We start from the raw sequence: 23503 nt of genomic DNA, 5'->3' as shown, positions 1-23503 counted from the left end.
TACTACAAAAATTAAGGGGGCCAATGCCCCCTTACTCTCAGTATCCCCGGTTAGGGTCATACGTATTTGAAGGTTCGTTGAAGTTTGTTCCCCAACTGTTTCCGTGTATATCAAGGCCAGAAATGCCACCAACCATTGGCATTCCTGACGAAGGATTTATAGCAATCCCTTGACTGATATCCGTATGACTCGCACCGAAATTGATAGGTAGAACAGATGAATTTGTGTCTAGCCCTGAATATTGGCTCGATGAAAACTCAGCCAATGCTATTCCCTTGCCAGACATACTTGTTTGATATCTGGCGGCCATTTCATCTGAGAGTCTATACGCTTTACTCCCGCGTATTTCATAGACATTGCCTGTATCTTTATCCATCAAGAGGTTTAACCCCTTCCTTCCAGCCCCAAATAAAACGGCGGAAAGAACCATAACTGTGGACATCGACAGATAAAGATATACTGAATTTTCCCAGAGGAAATAGAGACATATTACTTGCGCTAAAATTGAAGCAAGCAAGCGTGGAAAGAGCGAGGCAATTGAAACACCACTGCCGCTCTTATCCGCTTTTTTAAGAAGATAGAACAATGGTAAGGATATCAATGTGCCTAACGCGTACATCCCTGCCAATGCGATCCAATCCTCGCTGTAATACCCGTTATGGTTAGGTATTACATCATGAATGAGTGGAATAGCAGCATATATACTAAATACAGGAATGTACGAAATTCTGCATAGATTAGCCTTTAGCATTTATCCTCCTAGCCGGCTCTTTTCCTCAATTCCAGCAACTGCTCTTCTAACTTCCTTTTTTCAGCACTGTCTATAACTGGCGTCTGCTGGTCAATCTCGGCTTCTTTTCGTTGAATTTTGAAATTACCGGTTGCGTTTAAATTCTCTCCTTTCAGGATATCACTGGATGCCTGAACAGTGGATTGTTTTTTATCAATTTCTCCAGCAGATTCGTTGATTTTATGCTCATTTTCAGATCTTTGTTCCGCCACTCTGCGCTGTAATTCATTCTGGGGACCAAAACCCTGAGTAGAATGTTCATGCAACTTAGCCTGATTTTCTTTGAAGGACTCCTGCATAGCATCACCACGTACTTTTTCGCCGCCAACATTAATTCCTGAACGGCTATGAGTAATTTCACTCTCCTGGCCATACGTGTTTCCTTTCTCCCTAATGGCTCCTGAATGATGGAACTCCGGGTGCGATTCTGCAATGTGACCGGTCCTTTCATCTGCAGTAGTGCGTCCACCGGCATCAACCATCCCTGCCGACGAGGTGATATTACCCGAACTGCTTCTCTGTCCGGCTGCTTGCCCCTGATGAACAGTTGAATGCTCAATACCCGGCGAAACAGAATCGTCTGTTCTGGCAGAATAATTCTCACCCTGCTGGCCTCCATATTCAGCGCCCTGAGTCGTTTCGTAAGGCTGGGTACTGCTAACACTTCCCGAGCTACGAGCACCGCCATACTGAGCACTGTAACTGACTCCAGCATCATGACCAGATGAACCTGATACCTGCTGACTGCCACGCGCTGGCTGAACAATATGCTCACCACTGAATGCTGCATGCTCCTGGCCGCTGGTAAGATCTGAACGACCCTGCTGATAATCCCCCATAATTTCAGGTTTGAGACGTTCATTTACGAATTCCATCGCTGCTTCTCGCGCCGACGGCGCACTTGTCAGCATGGACTGAGCCTTATCACCGTATTTATTAGCCGCCCAGTCCACAAACTCCTGCGTATAGTTCGTATCGAGGCTTGCGCTCTGATTCTGCGCAACGGTGGCCATCCGACTGAACTCGCTACTCTGTGTAGAACTGGTGGTGTACTGATGGTACTTGCTTTCAGCATCATTGAGTGTTGCGGCCAGCTGCTGAACATTACTGCTTGCAGCATTTTCGGAATGATTCGCACCATCAGTGATACGGCTGCTTTTAACCATATCCATACCCTGGCGGAAGTCATTAACTGCCTGGCTGTTCTGATCATGTCGCGAATCTTGTGTTTGGGAGCCCGAGTCCTGAACGCCTCTTGAACTGCCCGTCGAGTGCCGCAAATCGCCAGAAACACTTCCTTCAGCACCAAATTTAACAACACCTAAATTGACGCCTGCCCCAGCAGTACCTTTAACACCTGCAGATACTGATCCCTGATTACTGATATCCATCAGTTTGTTATAGGCTTCCTGCGTCGAGATGTTGTTTGCTTTCGCATAACTTTCAGCGGCAGACAACATCATGCCAGCACCGCGTGTTGCATTAGTGGCCTGGCTGTTTTCACTGCCTTTGATCAGGCTGTCGCTGGTACCGGTCTGATTAGAAAGCTGAGAGAGCTGTGACCAGCCACTGGTAACGCTGTGGTTGTAGCCATCGAGTGCAGTCTGCGCCTGTACCTGCGACTGACGGGCGGACTCCTGGAATCCACTGCTGGCCAGCTGGCTGAGCTTCATGTTCACCGGCAGGTTCGACATTGCACCCGAGCCGTCGATAACCGTATGGCCACCGGCCGTCTGAGTCTGCGTGGAGCCGTTATCCGCCTGCCAGGTTTGCTGACCCTGACGCTGCATCAGGTTGGTATCCATCTTGTTCTGGCTGACATTGTCCATCGACATGTTGTTAAATGACCAGTTTCCGTCGGCTGTGGTCGCGGCCACACCTGCTGACGTGAAGGCGCCCGAGCTGAGTACACTCCCTGCCACCTGAGAGCCCATCGCCGCAGCACCTTTGGTCAGATAGAACGACAGCACCGGAATGGAAAGGGACAAATACCCTGCCAGATTCGCCACGTCCGAATGCTGCAGCGCAACCACATCCTTGTTGGCCAGCACCAGGGGCGTACCCCCGGACTGGCTCTGCAGCCAGTAGTTGGCGGCATAGTTAAGAATGGCGAACATCACCGGCCACATCTGGAAATAGATAAACCCGGAAACGTATATTTTCAGGGTGTTCAGGCCAAAAAGCGTGTGGTTTGATGCGGCCAGCGCAATCATCAGCGGGAACAGGCACACCAGGATAAGCATCAGCAGAGACTGTGCAAACGGCAGCGTGCGGGTCGCCAGCTCATTGCCTGCAGCCCAGGCAAGACGCTGTTTTGTTGCAGCGTTCTCGGTGGCCAGATTAAGCAGGTTAGCCGTGTCTGATGAGCGAGCGGCAAAGCCCTTTATCCCTTGCCGTACTGCACTGTTCGTGATGTTGTTCTTCATGATCTGCGCAGCAGTCATACCACCGGCATAGAAGAACCCATAACTGTCCCCCATTGAGTTGGCCAGAAGCGACGCACCATTCAGCTTGTTGCCAAAGACCTTTCTCGTCAGCCAGGTGAACGTCGCACTGCCCGGGTTAACGTCAGTATTGGCAAGCTTCTGGATCTCCGTTGCGGCCTGCTGGCAGGTCAGGAACTGACGCGAGGTGGAGGTCATCTTAAAGATTCCCCGCAGCGGGCTTGGGTTACTGGTTATCAACGTCAGCGGGTCAGTAGAATTGAGCAGCTGATTAATGGTGTATTTTCCATTCAGAAGAATGTCGCCGATCACACAGTTTTCCACGTAGTCCGGCAGCATCTGCGCCAGCTCCGGATTTTGCGTCGTGAAGTCACTGGTTTCCGCCACAATCTGCGAGCCAAAAAGCATCCCGGTTTTGCTATAGGTCACTGAGTCGGGTCTGGCCATAAGCATGTCGTAAACCGACGCCATCTTGTACCCGATACTGGTCGTAAGAGACGCAATAGCCGCCAGGCCAACCGGTACGTTATCGGTGACCCAGACCGTACCCGGGTCAGAGAGGTCAATAACCTGCACTGAGCGTTTCGGTATCAGCAGGATGGATGTCAGGATCATGAAGACCGCCAGCCACTGGACGAAAAGCATTGGGTTACGTTGTTTGATGAAAGTAAGCAGTACGGCCAGCACCCCAAAGGTGCCGGCAATACGCATTAAGGTGTGGAAAGTATTCTGACCGACAAGGGTGACAACGGCGTCCAGCGCCGTTTTCCACATCCCCCCGCCATAAATGGTGTATATCTCAAGCATCAGCGATCACCCCAGTGATAGTTGCTTTGATAGGAGCCTGAAACAATGGTGGACACCTGCTGCTGCAGGTACTGCATGTTGCGGTCGATACCGTCCAGCGCGTTCTGATCAGCAGCAGACTGCAACTTCATGTCTGCGAGGAGTCCTTGCGCATGAATGATGTTGTCGCGTAGTTTGGCGGCAGCCTCTTCAGGGAAGTTCTTGCCAGCCAGCGACAGACTTGCCTGTTTTACCAGCTCCTGGAGGTACTGAATCATCAGGTCCTGTGCGATGAAGTCAGCTACCTGTATCAGATATGTTGCACTCTGACCCATGCTCTGGGCGTTAGTCAGGTACTTCAGTACCGGCACAGAAGTGGTGTTCACAAAGCCTTTTTCCTGATCGGTCAGCGCAGTATCGTCGACCAGCTTGTTCTGCATCGAGAGCATCAGGTTTTTAACCAACGTGACCAGAGCGTTCGACTCGGAAATGGTCAGATTGGTCACGACAGGTCCCAGACAGAGATCGGATTCGTCACATCCGTAGACTTTCGCTGTTCCGCCGCGCATCAGGACTTTAATCAGGTCGCGGTTATCGACCAGTGGCGTCAGAATTGTCACATCACCATTCTTGTTGAAAATGATGGAGCCAACGGTACTCATAACCAGCTCCTTCAGCGCGCGGTCGTTGCCGAGAAGACCATTCTTACTGAGGGTGTCCCAGATAAGGTTTTTGTTCTTCAGCACCTGATCCTTCTCATCATCCCCGGCCTTAGCCGTGACTTTGTCGCCCTGTCCTCCGACGGTACAACCCTGCCTGGAAGCCGCCCAGTCGGAAAACATATTGGTTTCACCGGCGATGTCCTGGCAGATTTTCTGCTGCGAGACCTGTGTCACGGGCCACAGCCCGCCGATAATGCCCTGAGCGGCCTGACACGAACTCATGTTCATGGAGTTAACATCACTGGCCAGCTTCTGCAGGAAGTCTTTTGCCTGCTTCAGCTCCGGTACCATCGTCTGCAGGGCCAGGTCGAATGCATAGCCAGCTGCGTTGCTCATGATTTGCTTCACGAATCGCTGGATTTCCTCGCCGCTGATCATACTGAACGACCCGAGATAGGCGTCTATACCGCCGCAGCCGGCGTTCAGAGAAGGCAGCTGCATCGAGATCAACTGGACGTTTTTGACGGGATTTCGCAGGTAAACGGAGCCACCGGTAAAATAACCGGCCGCCTGTCCCTGCCAGGCCTGTGCCTGAGTAACGTTGCCGCTGTAGCCCAGATTATTGAAGAAACCGTTCAGATCGCCGTTGACGTCCGCCTGGGCAGGCAGAGCAGCCAGGCCTGAGAAGAACACGGCCCCTGCCGTAATAAGCGCCTTAATCATTTGGCACCTCCACAACTTGTGTAAGCGTCCTCAGTCTGATAAGCGTCATGCAATCTCCTCCCGGGGTTTCCTGGCCAGGGTCTGCCGGCAGACGTACAGCCCGGTGACGGTAAAAAAGAATCCGATGCTCAGCGAGATAAGCAGGAGCACCGGAAAGTCCTGCAGACAGGTTGTCAGTTCAGGGCGATCCATAACGCTGACCACCCGGTGAGCCAGCACCCCATAGAACGCTGCGGACACAAGCAGCGTCACGCTGAATAACAGCCACACGCGCTCGGTACGCGATAACGCATACGTATTTGTCGTCATTTTGTAGTCCGTTTGTATTACTGAGGGGTGACCTGCGCGCTTGCCGGCATTGGCGGCAGCATTTTTGGATCAACGTTATCCATGTCAGCCTGAATCAGGCTGGCCATACGGCTCTCAAGTGCCGGGATGTCCATCACGCCCTGGGTGAGTGGATAGGCTTTCAGGGTGTTGACGTTGACCATAAAGGCCGTCGGTGTCGCAATTGGCAAACCGTTTCCGAAGAAGGTGACAATCTCATCTGCGATGGGAGAGTTAGGGTCCGTCTTACGCGGAATCATCGGGGTCGGGTAAGAAACGTCCCCGCCGCCGTCAAGGCTGTACGGGTACACCCTGATGGCATGTTCATCGGCCCAGCCCTTCAGCAGCGGGTCAAATTTAGCGCTGTACTGGCAGTGCGCCTGCATAAAGAGCACCACGGCATAATCTTTCATGTTAGCCCGACGTCCGTCCGGCAGCGCCATCAGGCTTGCTGGCGCGGGTACAGGAATAGTGGAAGCGGTGATGGCTGCAGCGTCTGCAGATGAGGCCGTTTTGGATGCTTCAAGCGCCATTAACTCCTCACGCGCACCGGCGTTCGCCAGCAGGGGCAGGGATAACAGGAGCGCAATGAGTCCGGTTTTAATGTTCATGATCGGCTTCCTTATGCGCTTGCCCTCTTTCGTAACGGAACCAGCGATACACGGCATACACCACCATGCCAGCCGCACCAGCCCACATCCCATTGCACAGCCATAAGAGCCCCTGCTGCGTATGCTCAACCGACCAGGTCATCAGTTCGCTCAGTACGCGCGCCATCGTGCCCCAGAAAATCAGTCCTGCGAGAATAGCGGGTTTCATTCGTGTGTCTCCTTGTTTTGCCGTGCCAGAACCGAATGCGTGTCTGGTGAAATTTTCTTTCGGGCGGCAAGGTTCAGGCCTCGGAATACAAACCACACACCAAAGCCAAACATCACCGAGAGAAGCCAGGTGTTGAGCAATGTTGCATCTGTCGCACGCGTCCACGAATCGCTGTCCACAGGGCCACGCCGACACAACACTTCAGGCGGTGCTTTCGCTAAGGCAGGAGGCACAGGCTTTAATGACTCTCCGGGTTCAGGTGGCAAGAAGCGTCCTGCCATCACATTTTCATTAACACACCCCATGACCTTGCCGGCAGGCGCACCGTCAGTCAGGTCATGAAAGGTCGTCAGGAATTGCCGGGAAAGTGAGCCGTCTGATACAGCCAGCATCACAAACACATACAGCACCAGTGCCGGGCCAAAGACTAAGGAATACATGGCGACCCGCCCTGCATCGCGGATGAGGGTGAAAAGTGTTTTTGTCATAAGAATCTCTCAGGAATTGGGTTTAAAGCCGGTGGCCACGTTCAGGAATCGCTTAGACAGGTCATCCTGCGTCATGAAGCCGTATGACAGCGCGCGATAATTCTTGCTCCGGGGGTCAACAAGGTAGAGCGCCGGGAAGTGCGTAATATTCATCGACTGGGACTGCCCCGTATCCGGACGGCTCTGCGGCAGGGAGGCTGCCACCTGGCCATCAACCGATACCGGTATAAGCGAAATCCCGTTGGTTTTCGCAAAGTCCGCCACCACGCCGGCCATCTGCACGTCAATCGGGTCACTGCCCCGGTAGAAGTAGAACAGACCGTACTGCTGCGCCAGCTGCTCCACGGCGCTCTGCCGCGTCTGCTGGTCGCGGGTCTGCATAAACGGCGCCATGCTGTTGTAGTGCGGATACTCCAGGTTGTAGTCGAGGTCCGGGTGGCTCAGCTGCGCAGCCGCAAAGGACTGGCTGAACATCGATGCCCGATCGGTCCAGAATTTCTGCCAGCGCAGGAACGTCGCCGTGTTTTCCCGGGAGGGAAACAGGATGGCGCGGTTAAGCGCCTCCTGTGTGTACCCTTTCAGCACCCGGGCCTGTTCCATAGGGGACATTTTGCTGAGATCCGGAATGGCCTGCGGTGCAGGCTGTTGTGGCTTTCTGGACTGCTCCGGCGGCTTTTTCGGCTCGTTGTACCAGGACCAGCCGGTGAACGGCTCTGCCGGGGTCACAATCTCCTCGGCCATCACCGTATGGCTCGTCAGCGCCATAAGCAGGCCACAGAGGACACGCTTCATTTACCACCTCCCTGCTGATTCACCTGCGCGGCGATACGCTCCTTAATCTGCTGGACCTGCGTGCTGGTATCGGGGATTTTCTGGTTCTTCATCAAATCCTCGTAGAAGTCAGAGAAGTTGATTTTGTCGAAGTCGATACTCTGCAGCTCCGGGACGGTGATCCCCCGACAGTTCGGACTGTCGCCGCTGCCGAACTTAACGCCCAGCTGGTCGCGACGCCCCTGCTCCTGAATGATGCGGGCAAGCTTGCCGTCAAAGACGCAGTAGACCTGACTTTTCTGGATGCAGGCACCCAGCACCTTGCGATCGCACCGCTCGCCGACGCTGACGGTAATTTTCTTCGCCTTCGCCTTCCCTATAGCCTTTTCTTCATCATCACATGAGGCCAGTCCGGCACTTTGTCCCCAGCCAGAGTCTTTGCAGCAGTTAGAGAAACCGGCAAAGGCCTTACGGCAGCGCATGGCTTTCCCCGTGAAGGCTTTAACTTCAATGGTACTGCTGGCGTCTTTTGCATCTTCAGCCGCCGAGGCAAGACCTGCCAGTTTGGCCACAGCCGTATCAAAACCGCTGCTTCCGGCACCATTGGTGTCGTCACACTCGCCTGACTTACAGATGTAGTCGCCGCCGCAAACCAGGCCGCCAGACTGATGAGTGGTCTGACACTGGTAGGTGTAGCTCATATGGGTACACTGCCCGTCGGTCGACTCGGTGCAGGTTGTTCCTGCCGCCGTACAGGACGGATTCGTCATCAGCGTTCCGCAGGTTCCCTTGGAGTCTGACGGTACGACATAGTTATCGGTGTACTCCCAGCAGTCGCTATAAACGTCATAGCTCTGGCCATTGTTAACAATGGTTTTATTTCCGCCCGGAGAGGTGCATGTTGACGTGGTTTTTTGCGCCTTCGACATATCCAGGCCACAGGAAGAGGACCAGTTAACTTCCGGAACCCACTTCTCTGTTGTCGCGATCATGGTCAATGTTACGGTCATGGTGGCCTCACCACTGTTCAGCCAGTCATAGGTTTTTCTTGCGTATTCTCTGCATCGCCCCTGGTTTCCATTAAGACAGTTTTTATTGAGTATCACACCTTGCGGTGAAGGCTGTCCCTCTGCCAGCACTGCACCTGCAGCACCAGGAAGAACCCACGAGTTGTCTCTTTTGGCAACTGACTCTTGATCAACACCCCACCAGGTTAACTGGTAATACATATTCTTATCGTTGAAATGTATGGCCAGCGAAGCACTGATAACCGGTCCTGAATAAGGGGAGGTAAACGTGAAATAGACGCGTTTGTCATTGTCATAGGTCCAGTTCCACATCGGTTTATCAATTGTGATGGTCTTCTGTTCAGTTGTTTTTTCTACATGCCCGCCCGCCACTGCTGTGCGGGTACAGGCCTCAACTGAGGCCACATCTTTATCGCAGGTGTAATTTTCAAAGGTGGTTTTCGATACCGTGACCTCCTTACACTGGTTCGCGGTCCCGTTTAGCACACCGTCAGCGCCAGCTTCCGCATTTTTACCGATAGTGATGAAAGGTGCGTTCGGGTCGATGGCGGGCGTCGGATTCGTTTTTCCGGAGTTGATAACCGACTGCGCTGCGTCATTGCCCTGCAGAGCGGCCTGCCCTTTGTTGGCCAGCCCACCGTCACCGCCATCCACGCCGCCGTAATATCCTTTCTCCGGTGGGTTAGCGGTATAGCCTGGTATTGCCCCCGTGACGGTATCCGGATTTTTCAGGGCTCCCGTCCCGGCGGAAGCATTGCCTTTACCAAAGCTCGCTCCCGCCTCAAAGGCAGGATCAGCTGCGCCAGCCAGAAGCGGAAAAAGCATCAGCACCGTTGAAAGTAGTTTTTTCATTTTCCGGCCTCCAGAAGATGGCGTGCCGTTGCCGCACAATCACCACTTTCAGCTACTTTTTCGAGAGCCTGCTGCAGGGGCAGACTTCCCCTGATTACGTCATAGTGGCCAGTGCAGGTCACCACCAGGGCGGGCACCGTGGTGATGTTGTACTGAGTGAACAACGTTGGATCGATTTGCACGCCAGCGTCCTTGTCCTCCTTACTCAGCTCAAACATTGCCGCCGCGGTCTGTCGCATGTCGTTATTAACCAGGCCGCGCAGCGTTGGCGGAATGTTGTAACGGCGGGCATCCTTCAGCATGGGCAGCAGACCTTCACGTGGAATACCGAGGCTCACAAAGTAAATAGCCGGGAACGTGTCTTTTTCCCCCATCTTGTTGGTCTGGGCTGCGATATCGCCCTGCAGGCGGTTAATCAGGTCCAGTTGCTGCTGCGGTAAGACGGGTGCGGCCGCCGGATGCCCCTGCAGGTCTTCCTTCATCGCTGTCAGCGCATCCTGCTGACCTTTGATCCAGCTATGGTCGGAGACGGAGATATCGGTCTGGGCGCTCGCCAGGGCCAGCGGCGCGAAAGCAATCATGACGCTGATCGTCAGCGCCCGGAGATAAGCGTTTTTCATTGTCATGTCCTTAAAGGAATACGCAGTTACGTTTGCGCCAGAAGAGGTAGCCGAAGTTCTTTTTGGAGGATGGAGAGTTATGCGTTGTGCCCCAGAGCTGCGTGCTGGCCCCGAAGGGATGGCAGTTACCCGGTTCGGGGTACATGTTTACCATCTGGTATCGCCATCGCTCTTTCGGGATGATCGGGGATGGATACTGGTTACATACGGCGACGTCCGCGCCCACGGAGTTCCATACCAGTCCCTCACGATGCATCTTGAAGGCCATTCGTTCTCCGACCAGCAGAGAGGCCTCGAGCGGAGAAAACTCACCGCTGGTAAAGCCTGTTAGCGGGTAGATAGAACCCTGACTACCTGCGCACCAGAACAGCGGCGACAGCGGAAGGCCAGCTGATGATGCAGCTGCGTCAGCAGCACAGGCCCCTTGAGCGATCAGGTTGCCGAACAGCGCTGCCTCGGGGTTAATCAGCATCGAGAGGGTGCTGTCATTCCAGAGAGGATCAACTTCGGAGAGATAGGCAATATCCATGTCGCCGGTCTGCAGACACCCCAGGCTGGTGATGATGTTCAGCCAGAAAATCAGCGGGTATTTGTACCAGTGAACATGGTAGAACGTGCCGGCAGCGGGCCGGTCACTCTGCCCTGCGGTTCCCGTTCCCGTTCGTCCAAGATCGATTTTAAAGCCGCCCATGTTGACCATGACGCCAGGCTCACGGGTTACGTCCACCATCGCCATTGGCTCCCAGAACCCGATGGCCAGACCGATACGATAAAACACACCATATGGACAAATCTGGATCGGCGAAGCCGGGTTGTTGGTATCCTTTTGTGGACCGGCGGCCAGCTGAATATTACCGAGCGTCATCGGAAACAGACACTTCCAGCAGACATCGCTTATCGGGTTAACCCAGCGGCCATCACCCGCGTTGCTGGCTGCGGCCGTTGCCTGAGCTGGCATCCAGGACAGCAGGATCAGCATCACACCGGCAAGCCATGAGAAACGCTTCATTTCACCTCCCGCAGCCACACACAGACCGGGCCGTCCTCAGTGTCATGAATGGAGCCGATGAACCAGCCTTCGCCCTGAGGCGCGGAAGGGAGCCAGTCACTGATGTTTTGTTTCCCCTTTTCCCAGTCGGCAATCACCTGGGGAGGCGCGTCGTTTTCCATCCAGCGGGTGGCGCAGGTCAGATTGTGCCGGCGCATCCAGTCGCCAAATTCAGTCTGCGTGGCCTCATCACTGGCGGGTGCAAAATAATGAGGGTGCGTCCAGAAGCCATTGCGGTCACGGGTAACCGTCACCGGCCTGACAGATTCAGGGTGAGTCATGGGGGATCTCCGGGAGTGCCGCAGCCACCGGACGGCGGGAGGGCTTAAAACAGGATTAATAGTTTTTGGTTTTGTCGGCCGCTTTCATGATGAATGCCAGCCGCTGGTCTTTGGACATATCCTCAAGAGCCAGCAAGCCAGCTCTTAACACTATTGAGGGATAATAAAGGGGATTTTCTGCAAGAATGGCCTTAAGCCGTAAAGCCGATTTTTCATCATGACGAACGGCTGTAACATTCTGGCCCTTTTCAGTATCAGGGTCTTTTTTCATGGCGTTACCTGGTCGGGGTTAATCGGAAACCGGGATGACATTCAGGCTGAGGCGGAGCGCAACGCAGTGAGCACCGAACATCCTGAAGGGCAGCGCGGTTAATCACTGGCTGTTTTCCGGTCTGGTGATGTACCAGCCAATGCGCTCACTGCCACGTATGAGTAATCTGAGCCACGAGCCGGCGTAACCATCGTTCACTGCTGCATCTTCGCTGTCCTGCATCGCCTCCTCAGTGACTCTCGGTGCCGTATAACACAGGCGTGCCCGAATAATCCGGCGGCTAATTTGTAGCCAGTCGGCCTCTGGGATCGTCACGCGCAGTGATTCATCGCGAGTGAGTGCATAGCCCGCCTCAGTCAGGCCTTTTTCCAGCTCTGCGAGCAATACCTGATAGTATTCCCGGTTAGCAAAGGCGTGAACCGCATCGGCATGTCGGGCACCGCCAAATTGTACGAGAGGGACGGGGATTCCCGATCTGCTCTCCCACGCCCGGCGTTCACGTCGGGCACATGCCACGTACTGAACAACAATCCAGCCAGCGAGTAGTGCAACGACGACCAGAATACCGGTCATGCCCTCGGTATCGCGCAAACAGGTGAGCACTCCCTGCAACCCCTGAGTGGCGGTGAAGCAGCTGATTAACGCCATGCGTTCATCTCCTCCATTCTGTTGCGGATAAGCCTGACGAGGTACATGGGAAACGCCTCATCACGTTCGTCTGGCGCTATCGGCTGACGCTGGTTCTCCGCGCACCACTGATGCCAGGCACCGGCGATCAACGCCGGTTGCCATGATGCGATTTCAGGGTACAGCTGACTGATTTGTTTCACGGTTTCGTCGCAGCCCCTGGTATCAGCATTGTGGCCTGTCATGAGCTGAGACGCAGGTGGCACAGCGGTATTGTGTATCAGTGACATTCGGCGTTCTCCTGCCCTTCGCCTGCAAACAACCTGTCGAGACGCTCGGAAAGTGACAGCGTCGGGCCCTTTTTACGTTTCGCGCTGTCCTCGGCCCGCATGTTCTCCAGTAAGAGGTGAATGATGTAGTCCGGGAAACGTTCATCACGCCTAGACGGCTCCCGGCTGTCCTGCTGGTTCTGCTCACACCAGTGGAGCCAGGCTTTGGTCACCAGTACCGGATGCCAGGAGTCAATTTCGGGGTAAAGCGTCTTCAGTCGTTCTGCTGTTCCCATGCGCGGCGTTATCTCAGCGGGTTTGCGTGGTTTTCTGCCGTAACGTCGATGGGATGTGACCGCCTGACGCATTTCGGGAAACAGGTCACCTAACGTTGTTGCACTCATTTTTTCGCTCCTGATACCGGAATCTCTTCCACTTTCATCACGCGGCCGTCGCGCGATATCCGCGCGGGGATGTGTTCAAAACCGAATTTACGGGTCAGTACGCCAGACTGGTCGAAGTAGATACGTTCATTCAGCGCATCACTGGTTTCTTTGATGTTGCCGTTCACCAGGATGACCTTCACGCTGGTCTGGCCGGCGAGCTGCTGTCGGGTCCAGTTCACCTGCTCCTTGTCATCGCCGTCGATAAAAAAGAGCACCTGGCTGAAGGGCACCTTATCCAGAGGATTGACCGTGTCGCCCTTGCGGGCGATCACGTTGCCCTGCATGTCTGTGATCGTTTCCTTCACGGTAAATGTCGGGTCCCAGGCAAAGCTGCGGTATTCCTTCGCTTTCGTGAGCCCTTCCACCGGTGTCGGACGCACCGCATGCTCCTTCACTCTTTCCGTTGCCTCTTTGCGAAGGCGGTCCAGCTCGCCCGTCTGCTCCATTCCCTTCAGGCGATTCTGGATAAACGCCAGCATGTCCTGCTCTGCAGGCTCGAAGACGTTGCCCCAGGTACCGAGATCTTTCGCCCCGCTGCCGGCGGAAAGCATCAGCAGCATCATGGCCGTCAGCTGCAGTCGTTTTTTCACTGGCCCCCCTGGATGCGTCGGGCAATATCAGCACGAATTTCATTCGTGATATCGCGCTGCGGGCTCATCACCGCCGGCTTCACCAGAACGATGGCGTTGTGTGAGGACTGCCATGCATCCAGGCTGCCGGTCAGTGCCGCGTTGAACTGCTGGGTCATCGATTTAGCCCTGTTTTCATCGAGCTGTAACTGAGCGGACTGCTGCATGAAGAGGTCCACAGTCCCCTTCATGTCGAAGACCACCACCTCCGGGGTGACGGCTTTCGCCGTCACATATGCCACGCCTGTCATAACCAGAAGTCCCGCCAGCCCCAGCATGCTGGCTTTAACCCAGCGGGATGTCTTGCTGGCTATCGTTACACCGTCGCGGACGGTGTCGCCGTTATACGGCTTGTCCTGTTGTTCACTCATGCTGCTTTCACCCACTCTTCAAGTTCGCGAAGTTCACTACCGTATTTTTTCTCCGCCAGCAGATACGCCGCCTCTTCCGCTGTCGCCCCCGCTTCTTTCTGCGCTTTCTGCATGAAAGCAAAGTCCTCGCCGCGCGAGCTGAACATGGCACGAGTCACGGGGTCGACGAACAGGCGATGGAAGGAGCTGTATTCACCGGCGTTTATCAGCAGGGAGCTGTAGCCGGTCTGCAGGGCTGGCTGGAAGCCACGGATAACTTCTTTTTCCATGTCCGAGAACTGATCCGGGTTATCGGCAAGGTACTGTTTAAACGCCTTCGCATCCTGCAAGAGGGTGATTTTGGTGGAGCTGTTGTTCCAGGCGGCTTCTGCTTCCTTACCGGCGCTGAAGTCCTTGATGCCCTGGGTGATGGTGATAAACGCCCCACGGTGACGACGCACGGTGCGGTAGCCGGTTTCGATAAACCTTGCCGCGTGTGGGTTGGAGCCACCCAGCAAACGCCAGGCCTCGTCGATGATGCAGACTTTTTTGAGGTCGCGCGGGCTGTGGTACATCTTTTCCTGTATCGCCAGAATGAGCGAGAACAGGATGGACGAGAGCAGCTTCGGCTTGTCTTCCAGGCTCAGTAGCTCCAGCACCGCGAAGCGGGTTTCACCATCGAGCGTCGGTGCGTCGGCGTTGAAGTATTCTCCGTCAGGCCCCCAGGTGCAGTAGGTATCGAGCAACATGGCCAGCTCAGCAAGGCGCGCGATGATGGTCGGCTTGTCTGCGAACGCCTGGTTCACATCCTCATTGGTCAGGTAATTATGAACGTCGTCGATACGGGCTTTGTTTGCCTTCTTCTCCCACGCATCCATTACCGCTTTCTGCAGGATCGCTTCACAGACGCCATCCAGCGGCTGCGTCGGACTGGCGAGTACCGTCAGCAGGCGCACAATCCCTTCCGCAGAATGATTAATGTCCTTAACGTTGGCGAACGGGTTAAAGCGCAGTTTAGAGCCATCGAGATAAACCCCGCCGGCCTGGTGACAGTAGTTCTTGTAGCTGTCCCCCATGTCGATAACCCAGGCGTATCCCCCGGCATTCAGTACGTCACGAAGAATGCCCTGCGTCAGGAATGATTTACCGGCCCCGGACGTGCCAGTGACGGCGATGTTAAAGTTGGTACTGCCGTTCTCTTCACCAAACATGTCGTAGAATGCAACCTGGTTCCGGTAGGTCGGCAATGGCATACCCACGTTGGACAGCTGGCGTTCGGCGACGACCGGCATCAGGCTCACTGCGTTCCATGACTTGGAGCGTAGCGTTGCCCCCGTCATCTTCAGGTCTTCCCACATCCCTTCCTGCATGACGAACGGGAAACTGGCCAGCCAGTTGCGCATCTGCTGGTACTGTATCGTCACCATTTCCAGCTCGTTCTTACGGAACACGTTGACGGCGGCCAGTTCACACTTCTGTGCCTCGGTATTGTTATCCGGGGCGAACAGGGTCAGGTTGAAGTAGGTATTGCAGAGCGCGATTTCATTACTGTGAAGCTGCTCTCGGGTACGCCGCCATTCCTCTGCAGCCTTTTTGGTGTTGGGGAACAGTGCAGCGTAGGCTGAGTTGGCCTTTTTAGACAGGTCCTGGTCTTTACGGAAAGCCTCGCTCTGACTTTTGGTCTGTTCTTCCAGCGCCGTCGTCCAGGTCAGCATAAAGGGACAGGGTATCCCGAGGTCGGGAAAACGCAGGTTCTGCAGATTGTCAGCCCCCTGCCAGAGCGCGAATCGACGCGGATTTTTAGCAAGCTGCATGTTGATGATGCGACATGCCGATGCCGGCAGGCGTGTCCCGCGCGCGTCAATGGTTTCAGGCAGCTCCATCCGGATATGCGATGGATGCACCTTCAGGTCAATCCCGGGATCAACCACCTGGCGGTTGAGCTTCTCATCCTCGTTGTAGTCCCCGGAGGACGTCAGCACCTGTTCCTGACGGTAGTTCATCTGCTCGCGTACCGCAGACAGGAATGCGTGCACATCGGTGTTCATGCTGTCGATGCGCGCGGCTCCCAGTGAGACGCGGATGGTGTTACGTATCTGAATCAGGTCATCCATCACCCGCTGCACCTGGGAAGCGCGCTTAATGGGCTGACCGTAGACAATAAAGATACGGTAGTTACGCAGGTAGAGCGGGTATTCCCGTTCGTTGGCCAGGCCGTGCAGCGCGGAACGCTGCCAGAACGCGCGGGTGATTTTATTGAGATGATCGGCCATCCCCCCTTTCCACATGTCGTTACTCACGCCGCGATCGATGCGTTCCCCGACACACTTGCTGGCAAGCATAATGACGGTCACAGGGGTCTGGCGGGGAAGCTTCTTACGTAGCATGTCATCGAGCGCGGCCATCACCTGCTCGTTCGCGCCAGGAAGCGGGGCGGCCTCCATAATGAAGCCCGCAGAGCCGGCATTGACGAAAATTTCATTCTTGTCGTCGTAATACCGGTACGGCAGCGCAGCGACCAGAGACGGATAGTCCCAGGTCTGGGAAAGGTTGTTGCGGGCCGTTGCTGCACCGTCTTCCTCTTTCCCGTTTTTCAGCATATCCATCAGGCTGTCGACAAAACTCATTTTCGGCCCTCCGCAGCGGCCCGGATCAACTCCAGGCGACGCAGCTTCTCTTCGTTCATCTGGCCGGTGTACGGTGTATCACCGGCGGTCTTAATCTGCCAGTCACGGCTCACGCTCAAAACGGCCAGCGTTTCATCGTCGGAATCGACTGACTGTGTGGCGGTGATTTGCGTCGTTCCTTTCCGTGAATGGGCTAACGATTTCGCCAGATATTCGACGCCGTTCCTGCCGGAAATGTAGTGGCTGCTCATTCCCCTCCCTCCCCGATGACGCGGTAGCTTTCATCCCAGTGGGATTTGTTTTTCACGAACTCGACCACAGCCGGCTGATGAAAGTTGTCGTCCGTGTCCACCCAGGGTGCAATCCACAGGCGCTGCGTGGCGTCTGGAATACGCTGAACCGGAACGCGGCCCGCCGTGTTAACCGGCACAGGGGCTGCATGACTGGACGTGTCCAGCGGCGTGACCAGCGAACCTGACGATTTCGCCGGCGCAGTGGTCAGGGGGCGCGGTGCAGCAGGCTTAGCGGCAGTGGTTCCGGTTGCTGCGGCGGAGACAGGACGGAAGGGATTCACGACCGGTGCTGAATTGCGCAGTGCCGGCAGGGTTTCACCCGCAGGCTTTTTTGCGGTTTTCTCTGCCGTCAGGTCATCCAGACTTTTACCCTGAGCGGCCAGCTTGTTGGCCTCACCGGTAGTCAGGCACTGGTCGGTCGCGGTCTTGTTGCAGTCGAAATCAGAATTGAGACCGGCGCAGCCGGTCAGTGCGCTGCACAGCAGTGCAGCACCCAGTAGATTTTTCATGGGGTAACTCCGGTTTTAATTTAAGGGGTATTCAGGGAGGGGTAATACTCAGTTTCGATTATTTGCAGTTGCACTGAAGCACAGTGAAAACTAGCTGCACAGCATGTCAGAGGTTACTTCACCGAAAGGAAAGGTACGGTACCTCCGGGGATCATTGATGCCGGAAGCTTTCCATCCCAGCGTTCAGCCGTCGTCAGACTGACCAGACCGGGATTATCCCGAAGTGCATCACCGCGCTGGCGGATGGATTCAGCTTCTGCGGCTCCGCGAAGGCGTATTGATTCAGCGTCTGCCTTTGCTGCCGCCAGTTTACTGTCTGCCTGGGCCTGAGCCTGAGTGACCGCTATCTGAGCCTGAATTTTCTCTGTCTGGAGGTTCTGCGTCCGTGTGGCAATGGCCACCTCAGCTTTCATTCTGTCCTCAATGGATTTCTCATATGCCGGCGAGAAGTCGATGTTTTCAATCTGAACGGTATCAATCACCACCGGTCCATCAACACTTTTCCGCAGCGCGGCCTGCATATCCTGTACCAGCTTCGCTCTGTCCTGAACCGCGCTTATTGCGGTATATCGTCCAAAAACGTTTTCCAGCTGTGTAGGTATCTGCCGGGCAATCAGCCGCGTTTTCATGTTATCAACCGTCTGATAGCCACTGTAGACGCGTTCCACTTCAGTCGGCAGAACATGGAAGTTCACGGATACGGTCATTTTTGCGGGTTGCTGATCGAAGCTGTAGGCGCTCATACCTTCATAAAGCATGGCCTCATTCCTTACGGTTATTTTCTCCACGCTTTCGATGATCGGCCATTTCAGTCCCAGGCCGGGCTGAGCGACTTTAACAATACGCCCGTTTCGCAGCAGCACTCCCCTTTCGCCTTCGTTAATACTGTAAAATGAGAGCCAGGCAATAAGCAGGCTGGCGATGACGATAGCTCCCCCCATAATGAGGAAAAGACCGCGGGGGTTAAGACCTGTTTCTGAATCGGTTGTGTATCTCATATAGCCACCATTGATATTGATTTCAGTTTTGATGCAGGAGGCGGGGTAATTACGGGGATTGGCGTATTACGTTTCACTCCTCTCCCGTTTTCCCGCGACGGTCAGTAGTTTTATGGAGAAACTTCAGGTCTGGTTTCTTTTCTGGCCAGACGCTCATTGCTTCCAACTGATACCAGTTTCTGACGTTGCTGGCCGTCAGCCCCTCTGTTTCAGCCTGGTGCTTCAGGTGTTCCCAGGCAGAAAGGTTCAGGGGTTCATAAGCAGAAAGCTTCCTGTCGAATACCTCCGCCCAGCTTTCGTTGTAGTGAGGGACAATTCGCCTGCATATCCATTGACTCGAAAAGAACCAGATAACCAGGAAACCCAGCGCCCATAGTAGTTGGCAGTACGCGAGAACCGGCCACGCGGTCCCAAGGTACATGACAAGCCAGATAAACATGAACCGGCTTCCTTCCGGAGTGGCGCGTCCTGCCTCCCATTCAGCAATGTGTATCCGCATGCTCCTGAGCAGGCTGTTATTACGCTCGTCGTCACGCATTTCGGCTTCCTTAGTTATCTGGCCAGATGGGGGGGCGTATACGAGTCAGGACGATGGCCATGAAGATTGCACCAAAGATGCGAAATGCGTATTCCTCCCGTACTCCTTTGATAATGATTGCAATCACCGCCACCCAACAGAGGACCCAACAAAACGAATAGAGCCAGTTAACTGTTATCCTTATTCGACGGTTCACATCCTTTGCTTTGCAGTCTGGCCCGCCCCCCTGCGCTTGCGTTTTCATTTGCCCTCTCCATTACATTCGGCCTTCTGGCCAGACTCCCGTTTATCCAGCCATTCAGTGAAGCTGTAGCGTTGCTGCTCATCTCGTTGACGCTCGAAAAGCGCACGCGCTTCTTTTTCGTCTTTGAGCCATGCAGCAATGTCATCAGGCTCTATTGCCCTCTTCTCTTTCACTGTGCGGCACAGTTTTTCGAACGCGTCTTTATCTCTCGGGCTAACCGACTGTAATGCCTGATTGATTCGGCCTTCCCAGCTATCGGGAGCGTCCATTTTGCCTGACGCTGCCACGAACAAGAGGAAACCGAGGACCATGCCCATAAAGATAAATCCAGGCTGTTGATAAAAAACACTGTAGAGAAACATGCTGCCCGGGATGGCTGCTGCGCACCAAAATATCCGGTACTTATGTAGCCTTTTCCCGGCACGCCATTTCTTCAGGTCTTCTTCGATAGCATCCAGCTCAGTTTTAAACGACATATGCAGCTCCCTTAGTTGATGGTGTCACCGAGGCGCAGCTGACTGGCCTGACGGAGAACGTCATCCGGGTTGATATTGCCGACTGAGGTGGTACTGGATGCGGTGGTTTGGCTCGCCGGTTGCGGAGTTACGGCATTCTGCGCGGCGTTGCCGGCTTTCTGCAGTTCCTCTTTCGCTTTCGCGTCCTCGGCGTCCTCGATGGTTTCAAGGCGGAAACCCTTCTGGAATACAACGGTCACCTGATTGCCAGCGCCGATATCAATTACCGGGTGGTACTGCTCAGCGCGTTTAATCCAGTACTGGCTCAGCGTGTCGGCCGCCTTGCTGGCCCCGCCGCCTATGCCCTGCTTAAACACGTCACCGGCTCCGACATCCGCTGTGGCACCGAGGCCGACGGATGGTGTAGCGGCAGATTTGATACCTTCGCCAAAGCCTGACAGGAGGCCTGCTGCACCGGCGTAGCCGACAATCATGCCGTTTCGCATAACGGGCTTGCCGCGAATGCCGCCTTTACCCTGGAAGCTGACATGTCCCTGAAACTCCATGTCAACGTGCTTGCCGTTTTTCAGGATGCAGCTGATGGACTGGGTGCGGACGTTTCCGCGCTCGCTGGAGATATCGCCCCACATCTCACCCACAATAAAGCAGCCGTCAGCGTTGAACTCCTTGTTGTTGGGCATCTGAATGTTGCCCTGCAGGCGAATGGTTACAGGACTGGTATTCTGCTGACCGGTGACGCTAGCGTTCGCGTCGGCCCCCTCAATCAGGACGGCATCAGAGAATGAGCCGGAAGGAATCCAGGGTAATTTAGTTGGCTTTTTCTTCAGGCTGTCGTAGCTGAACTTTGTTGTCGACAGGCCACCTGTCATGCGCTGGCCAGAGCCGCCCGGATAGAACGCTGCGCCCTGCCCCATATTCACACCAGTGGCGGCCGGTGCACCTGCGGGGGTCACATTGTATTCGGGTGGTCGGGCCTGGCCGGCAGCAACAGGACCGGGGAGTGGTGTTCCGTTCTGGCCAGCAGGTGGTGTCTGTTGGCCAGTGGTCTGGTTGCTGCCGGGGGCTTTCGTAAGCTGGTCATTCAGGCGCTGAATTTCAGCATCCTTTTCAGCCAGCTTTTGCTCGGTGGTGAGCTTGTTCTGCGCGAACTGCTGAGCAAGCGTGGCAAGGTTTTGCTCAAGAGCGGAGGTCTTTGCCTGCTGCTGTGTCAGCGCGGCATCGTTGACCTGCTCGTTAAACGTCGCGGTCACAACGCCGGTCAGGTTTGGTGTTGCAACCGGTGCGGGTTGCTTTTGTTTTTGCTGGTATTGCCCGTACCACATTACGCCGCCTGCTGCAGCTGCGCCGCCAATGATGACGGCGGCCAGGATGGCCAGCTGCTTGCGGCGGGTTTTCAGGTTTTCATTCAGGCTTATGGTCATGGGCGGGCGTCTCCGTCATCTGAAAACACAATCCAGGCATAGCCTTCGCCGCCAGCGTAGAGCTGATTCTGCGACAGCATTACGGCCCGGACGCCCTTGCGCCAGAAATCGCGCTCGCGGAGGCTGCGGGTGATGCTGCCCGGGTTGCTCATCCGGAAGCGAACAACCCGCAGGTGGTTGCCCACAAACTGGCGTTCAGGCGTCAGGCGTACATCACTGGCGGGTGTGTAAGCCGGCATGCGGCTGACCGGGTATTCCCGGTAGTCGTCCGGCACCTGACCATTGACTACGGCGCGGGATAGCGCAACCAGCGTTTTTTCATAGGTCTGCCCTTCTTCCCATGCCTTCGCATCATCGTTCTTGCGAAGTGGTGGTGACATCGGGGTGAAGCGCAGTGTTTTGCCGTTACCCGGCTGCGGCCTGACGTTCAGGCTCAGCGATGAACCGTGGTCAGTCTGGATAAACAGGGTGAAGTTCTGGCCGACAAGCGGAGACAGGATAAGCGCTCCGTCCTCGGTCTGGCTCTGGTCATACGCACCGGTTGGTCCGCTGATGCTGGTAATGAGTTCTCCGTCTACAACAACCTTGCTCGGGTTGGTGTTGCTGAGGGTGACGTTAAAGGCGGCGTCGTTCTCAAACGGAATGGCTGCGGGTGCGGAAGCGGCCCGGAGGCCGCTGGTAAATAATCCCGCTGCCAGAAACACAGCAGCAGCTGCCGGTGAAATGCGAAATTTCATGGGCAGTCCTGTCAGTTAGTGGAAGATACCGGCTTGAGTTCTTCAAAGCTGTGGAGGTTAATCACACCGTTGTCATAACTCAGTTTCAGTCGGTAGGTTTTTTCCTGGTCTTTCAGTGGCGTGATGATTGCGCCGTTTGTGGTGGAGGATTTCAGTACCCCGCTGTACTGCACGGAGCCATCATCCATGACGCGAATTTCTTTCGTGTCGAACTGGGTGGTGATGCCCGCTTTCTGGATGCGCTCAGTTTCTATGTCCAGGGCTTTCTTGAGTACGTCCCGTTCGGCGGATGGGACAAATCCAAGAATCATTTTCTGGTTATGTTCGATGTTTTCCGGGGTAACGTTGAGTCGCCAGTAAATAAAGGAAGCGGCGAACTGTGTCAGACCGGTCGCATCGACACTTTTAGAATCTGATGCAAATGGGCGGTTAAACGTTAACGGCGTGGTGATGGTTTTCTGGGTTGTGGCGAAATACCATGCCAGTGACCCTGTCAGTACATTCCCTGCGCCCATGAGTAAAGTTAAAGCTGAAAGACCAATAAACGCATAGCGGAGTTGTTTATCGCGCTCTCCTTTAATATTCAGTTTCATGAAAAACTATGCCCTCCAGTGCCGGAAACTTGAATCAGGTATCTGGCGAAAGGTTACTTTGAATAAAAGTGATGGCAGGTGCCAGTAACAGAAATTAAGCAACCAGTATGACCCCTGCCCTTTTTTCAGATATCTGACGATAAACCAGAGGATTCCCGCGATTACACCAAGTTCAAGTGACAAGTTGTTAAGCACCCCCAAAATTAATAGGGGTGCGGTAACAATTAACTCGTCAATCGGTAAGCCTAAATAACGGTCCTGCTGGTTCATTGTTTCCGGGAAGTTATATTTATCTCCTTCCCCATTCATCATTTAGCTCGCGATGCCGAAGGCGACACGGGTAAAGATGATTGCCATAACGATACCGACGAACACCAGTGGTGAGCGGGCCTTAATGTAAATAAACAGGCCCATGATGATTTCGGCGATGTAGAACCATTTAACCAGTGAAGAACCAGAACCGAAGGTTGAATTAACCGTGGTGTTTTGTGAGGAAAGAAGGTCAGTACCAGATGCGAATGCCGGGTGAGTGACCATAAGTGCAATTAAAAAAGCGCCTGCTGACTTTAAGTAAAATTTAGCTTTGCGATTTTCGCGTGCTTTGCGGAATAAAGACGCTACCGCCCATCCCTTACCGACGTTAAGGGCACTGCCTTTGGTTAACATGTTTGTTTTCTCCGAAGTAAACAAAAGTGAATCGCGTAAGTGCTTGTTTACGCGGGCGCAATTGTCCCATGACCCTAAAAAAAAAAAACTGTGACGCATGTCACACTTTTTGGAATCATTCAGATTTATCCGAATATGTAAGTGAGTAGGCTTTGTTGACCAGAAAGTTC

The 23503-nt window shown here is 54.5% G+C and carries 29 protein-coding genes; all 29 read right to left on the bottom strand.

Annotated elements, in window-relative coordinates; genetic code table 11:
• Positions 1–37: 37 nt before the first annotated feature.
• Entirely contained in the window at positions 38–751 is a 714-nt protein-coding gene (locus tag FOY96_RS22660) for a hypothetical protein (RefSeq protein WP_143347825.1), read from the bottom strand.
• An 8-nt stretch (positions 752–759) separates the two neighbouring features.
• Positions 760–4041: a conjugal transfer mating-pair stabilization protein TraG gene (traG, locus tag FOY96_RS22655; RefSeq protein WP_143347824.1), complete on the bottom strand. Its 3282-nt coding sequence runs from the start codon at positions 4039–4041 to the stop codon at positions 760–762.
• On the bottom strand, positions 4041–5405 hold the full coding sequence (traH, locus tag FOY96_RS22650; protein ID WP_126349207.1) for a conjugal transfer pilus assembly protein TraH: 1365 nt from the start codon (positions 5403–5405) through the stop codon (positions 4041–4043). The genes traG and traH overlap by 1 nt, the downstream gene beginning before the upstream one ends.
• A gap of 45 nt (positions 5406–5450) precedes the next feature.
• Positions 5451–5714, bottom strand: coding sequence for a hypothetical protein (locus FOY96_RS22645; protein WP_032641305.1), 264 nt, complete (start codon positions 5712–5714; stop codon positions 5451–5453).
• A gap of 17 nt (positions 5715–5731) precedes the next feature.
• Entirely contained in the window at positions 5732–6343 is a 612-nt protein-coding gene (gene trbB / locus FOY96_RS22640; RefSeq protein WP_126349208.1) for an F-type conjugal transfer protein TrbB, read from the bottom strand.
• Positions 6333–6551: a hypothetical protein gene (locus FOY96_RS22635; RefSeq protein WP_063154486.1), complete on the bottom strand. Its 219-nt coding sequence runs from the start codon at positions 6549–6551 to the stop codon at positions 6333–6335. Before FOY96_RS22635 ends, trbB begins: the two co-directional genes overlap by 11 nt.
• Positions 6548–7039, bottom strand: coding sequence for a hypothetical protein (locus tag FOY96_RS22630; protein WP_143347823.1), 492 nt, complete (start codon positions 7037–7039; stop codon positions 6548–6550). Before FOY96_RS22630 ends, FOY96_RS22635 begins: the two co-directional genes overlap by 4 nt.
• Before the next feature lie 9 nt (positions 7040–7048).
• Positions 7049–7831 carry a type-F conjugative transfer system pilin assembly protein TraF gene (gene traF, locus FOY96_RS22625; protein ID WP_143347822.1) on the bottom strand — a complete coding sequence of 261 codons (783 nt, stop codon included), beginning with the start codon at positions 7829–7831 and terminating at the stop codon, positions 7049–7051.
• A complete protein-coding gene (traN, locus tag FOY96_RS22620; protein WP_143347821.1) occupies positions 7828–9690 on the bottom strand; it encodes a type-F conjugative transfer system mating-pair stabilization protein TraN in 1863 nt (620 codons plus the stop codon). The genes traF and traN overlap by 4 nt, the downstream gene beginning before the upstream one ends.
• Complete coding sequence (trbC, locus tag FOY96_RS22615; RefSeq protein WP_143347820.1) at positions 9687–10310, bottom strand: type-F conjugative transfer system pilin assembly protein TrbC; 624 nt, start codon at positions 10308–10310, stop codon at positions 9687–9689. The genes traN and trbC overlap by 4 nt, the downstream gene beginning before the upstream one ends.
• Positions 10311–10320: 10 nt before the next feature.
• Positions 10321–11319, bottom strand: coding sequence for a conjugal transfer pilus assembly protein TraU (gene traU / locus FOY96_RS22610; protein WP_032641291.1), 999 nt, complete (start codon positions 11317–11319; stop codon positions 10321–10323).
• Positions 11316–11639: a hypothetical protein gene (locus FOY96_RS22605; protein WP_032641290.1), complete on the bottom strand. Its 324-nt coding sequence runs from the start codon at positions 11637–11639 to the stop codon at positions 11316–11318. Before FOY96_RS22605 ends, traU begins: the two co-directional genes overlap by 4 nt.
• 55 nt (positions 11640–11694) lie before the next feature.
• Positions 11695–11910 carry a hypothetical protein gene (locus tag FOY96_RS22600; protein WP_032641288.1) on the bottom strand — a complete coding sequence of 72 codons (216 nt, stop codon included), beginning with the start codon at positions 11908–11910 and terminating at the stop codon, positions 11695–11697.
• Between the two features lie 102 nt (positions 11911–12012).
• Positions 12013–12558, bottom strand: coding sequence for a hypothetical protein (locus tag FOY96_RS22595; protein ID WP_050483635.1), 546 nt, complete (start codon positions 12556–12558; stop codon positions 12013–12015).
• A complete protein-coding gene (locus FOY96_RS22590) occupies positions 12549–12740 on the bottom strand; it encodes a hypothetical protein (RefSeq protein WP_232939244.1) in 192 nt (63 codons plus the stop codon). Before FOY96_RS22590 ends, FOY96_RS22595 begins: the two co-directional genes overlap by 10 nt.
• A 77-nt stretch (positions 12741–12817) precedes the next feature.
• Positions 12818–13210, bottom strand: a complete 393-nt coding sequence (locus tag FOY96_RS22585) for a hypothetical protein (protein WP_032638128.1) — start codon at positions 13208–13210, stop codon at positions 12818–12820.
• The gene (gene traW / locus FOY96_RS22580) at positions 13207–13842 is read right to left on the bottom strand and encodes a type-F conjugative transfer system protein TraW (RefSeq protein WP_032641283.1); all 636 of its coding nucleotides are present in this window, start codon (positions 13840–13842) and stop codon (positions 13207–13209) included. Before traW ends, FOY96_RS22585 begins: the two co-directional genes overlap by 4 nt.
• Complete coding sequence (gene trbI / locus FOY96_RS22575; protein WP_143347819.1) at positions 13839–14252, bottom strand: type-F conjugative transfer system protein TrbI; 414 nt, start codon at positions 14250–14252, stop codon at positions 13839–13841. Before trbI ends, traW begins: the two co-directional genes overlap by 4 nt.
• Entirely contained in the window at positions 14249–16858 is a 2610-nt protein-coding gene (gene traC, locus FOY96_RS22570) for a type IV secretion system protein TraC (RefSeq protein ID WP_143347818.1), read from the bottom strand. The genes trbI and traC overlap by 4 nt, the downstream gene beginning before the upstream one ends.
• Positions 16855–17109 (bottom strand): hypothetical protein, encoded by a 255-nt coding sequence (locus FOY96_RS22565; protein ID WP_143347817.1) that lies wholly within the window; start codon positions 17107–17109, stop codon positions 16855–16857. Before FOY96_RS22565 ends, traC begins: the two co-directional genes overlap by 4 nt.
• The gene (gene traV / locus FOY96_RS22560; RefSeq protein ID WP_143347816.1) at positions 17106–17660 is read right to left on the bottom strand and encodes a type IV conjugative transfer system lipoprotein TraV; all 555 of its coding nucleotides are present in this window, start codon (positions 17658–17660) and stop codon (positions 17106–17108) included. Before traV ends, FOY96_RS22565 begins: the two co-directional genes overlap by 4 nt.
• Positions 17661–17773: 113 nt before the next feature.
• A complete protein-coding gene (locus FOY96_RS22555) occupies positions 17774–18658 on the bottom strand; it encodes an SPFH domain-containing protein (RefSeq protein WP_143347815.1) in 885 nt (294 codons plus the stop codon).
• Positions 18659–18731: 73 nt separating this feature from the next.
• Positions 18732–19196: a hypothetical protein gene (locus FOY96_RS22550; protein ID WP_143347814.1), complete on the bottom strand. Its 465-nt coding sequence runs from the start codon at positions 19194–19196 to the stop codon at positions 18732–18734.
• 240 nt (positions 19197–19436) lie between these two features.
• Entirely contained in the window at positions 19437–19916 is a 480-nt protein-coding gene (locus FOY96_RS22540) for a hypothetical protein (RefSeq protein ID WP_143347812.1), read from the bottom strand.
• 11 nt (positions 19917–19927) lie between these two features.
• Positions 19928–21331: an F-type conjugal transfer pilus assembly protein TraB gene (gene traB, locus FOY96_RS22535; protein ID WP_143347862.1), complete on the bottom strand. Its 1404-nt coding sequence runs from the start codon at positions 21329–21331 to the stop codon at positions 19928–19930.
• Between the two features lie 2 nt (positions 21332–21333).
• The gene (gene traK, locus FOY96_RS22530) at positions 21334–22074 is read right to left on the bottom strand and encodes a type-F conjugative transfer system secretin TraK (protein ID WP_023338038.1); all 741 of its coding nucleotides are present in this window, start codon (positions 22072–22074) and stop codon (positions 21334–21336) included.
• Positions 22075–22085: 11 nt separating this feature from the next.
• Positions 22086–22667 (bottom strand): TraE/TraK family type IV conjugative transfer system protein, encoded by a 582-nt coding sequence (locus tag FOY96_RS22525; RefSeq protein WP_032641264.1) that lies wholly within the window; start codon positions 22665–22667, stop codon positions 22086–22088.
• A 6-nt stretch (positions 22668–22673) separates the two neighbouring features.
• Positions 22674–22976 carry a type IV conjugative transfer system protein TraL gene (gene traL / locus FOY96_RS22520; protein ID WP_032641335.1) on the bottom strand — a complete coding sequence of 101 codons (303 nt, stop codon included), beginning with the start codon at positions 22974–22976 and terminating at the stop codon, positions 22674–22676.
• Positions 22977–22979: 3 nt separating this feature from the next.
• Positions 22980–23333, bottom strand: a complete 354-nt coding sequence (locus FOY96_RS22515) for a type IV conjugative transfer system pilin TraA (protein ID WP_032645467.1) — start codon at positions 23331–23333, stop codon at positions 22980–22982.
• Between the last annotated feature and the right edge of the window lie 170 nt (positions 23334–23503).

Origin of the sequence: Enterobacter asburiae (assembly GCF_007035645.1) — a bacterium.
Classification (GTDB): Bacteria; Pseudomonadota; Gammaproteobacteria; order Enterobacterales; family Enterobacteriaceae; genus Enterobacter; species Enterobacter asburiae_B.
The sequence above is the reverse complement of the archived record's forward strand: the minus strand, read 5'-3'. Positions and strand labels throughout refer to the sequence as shown.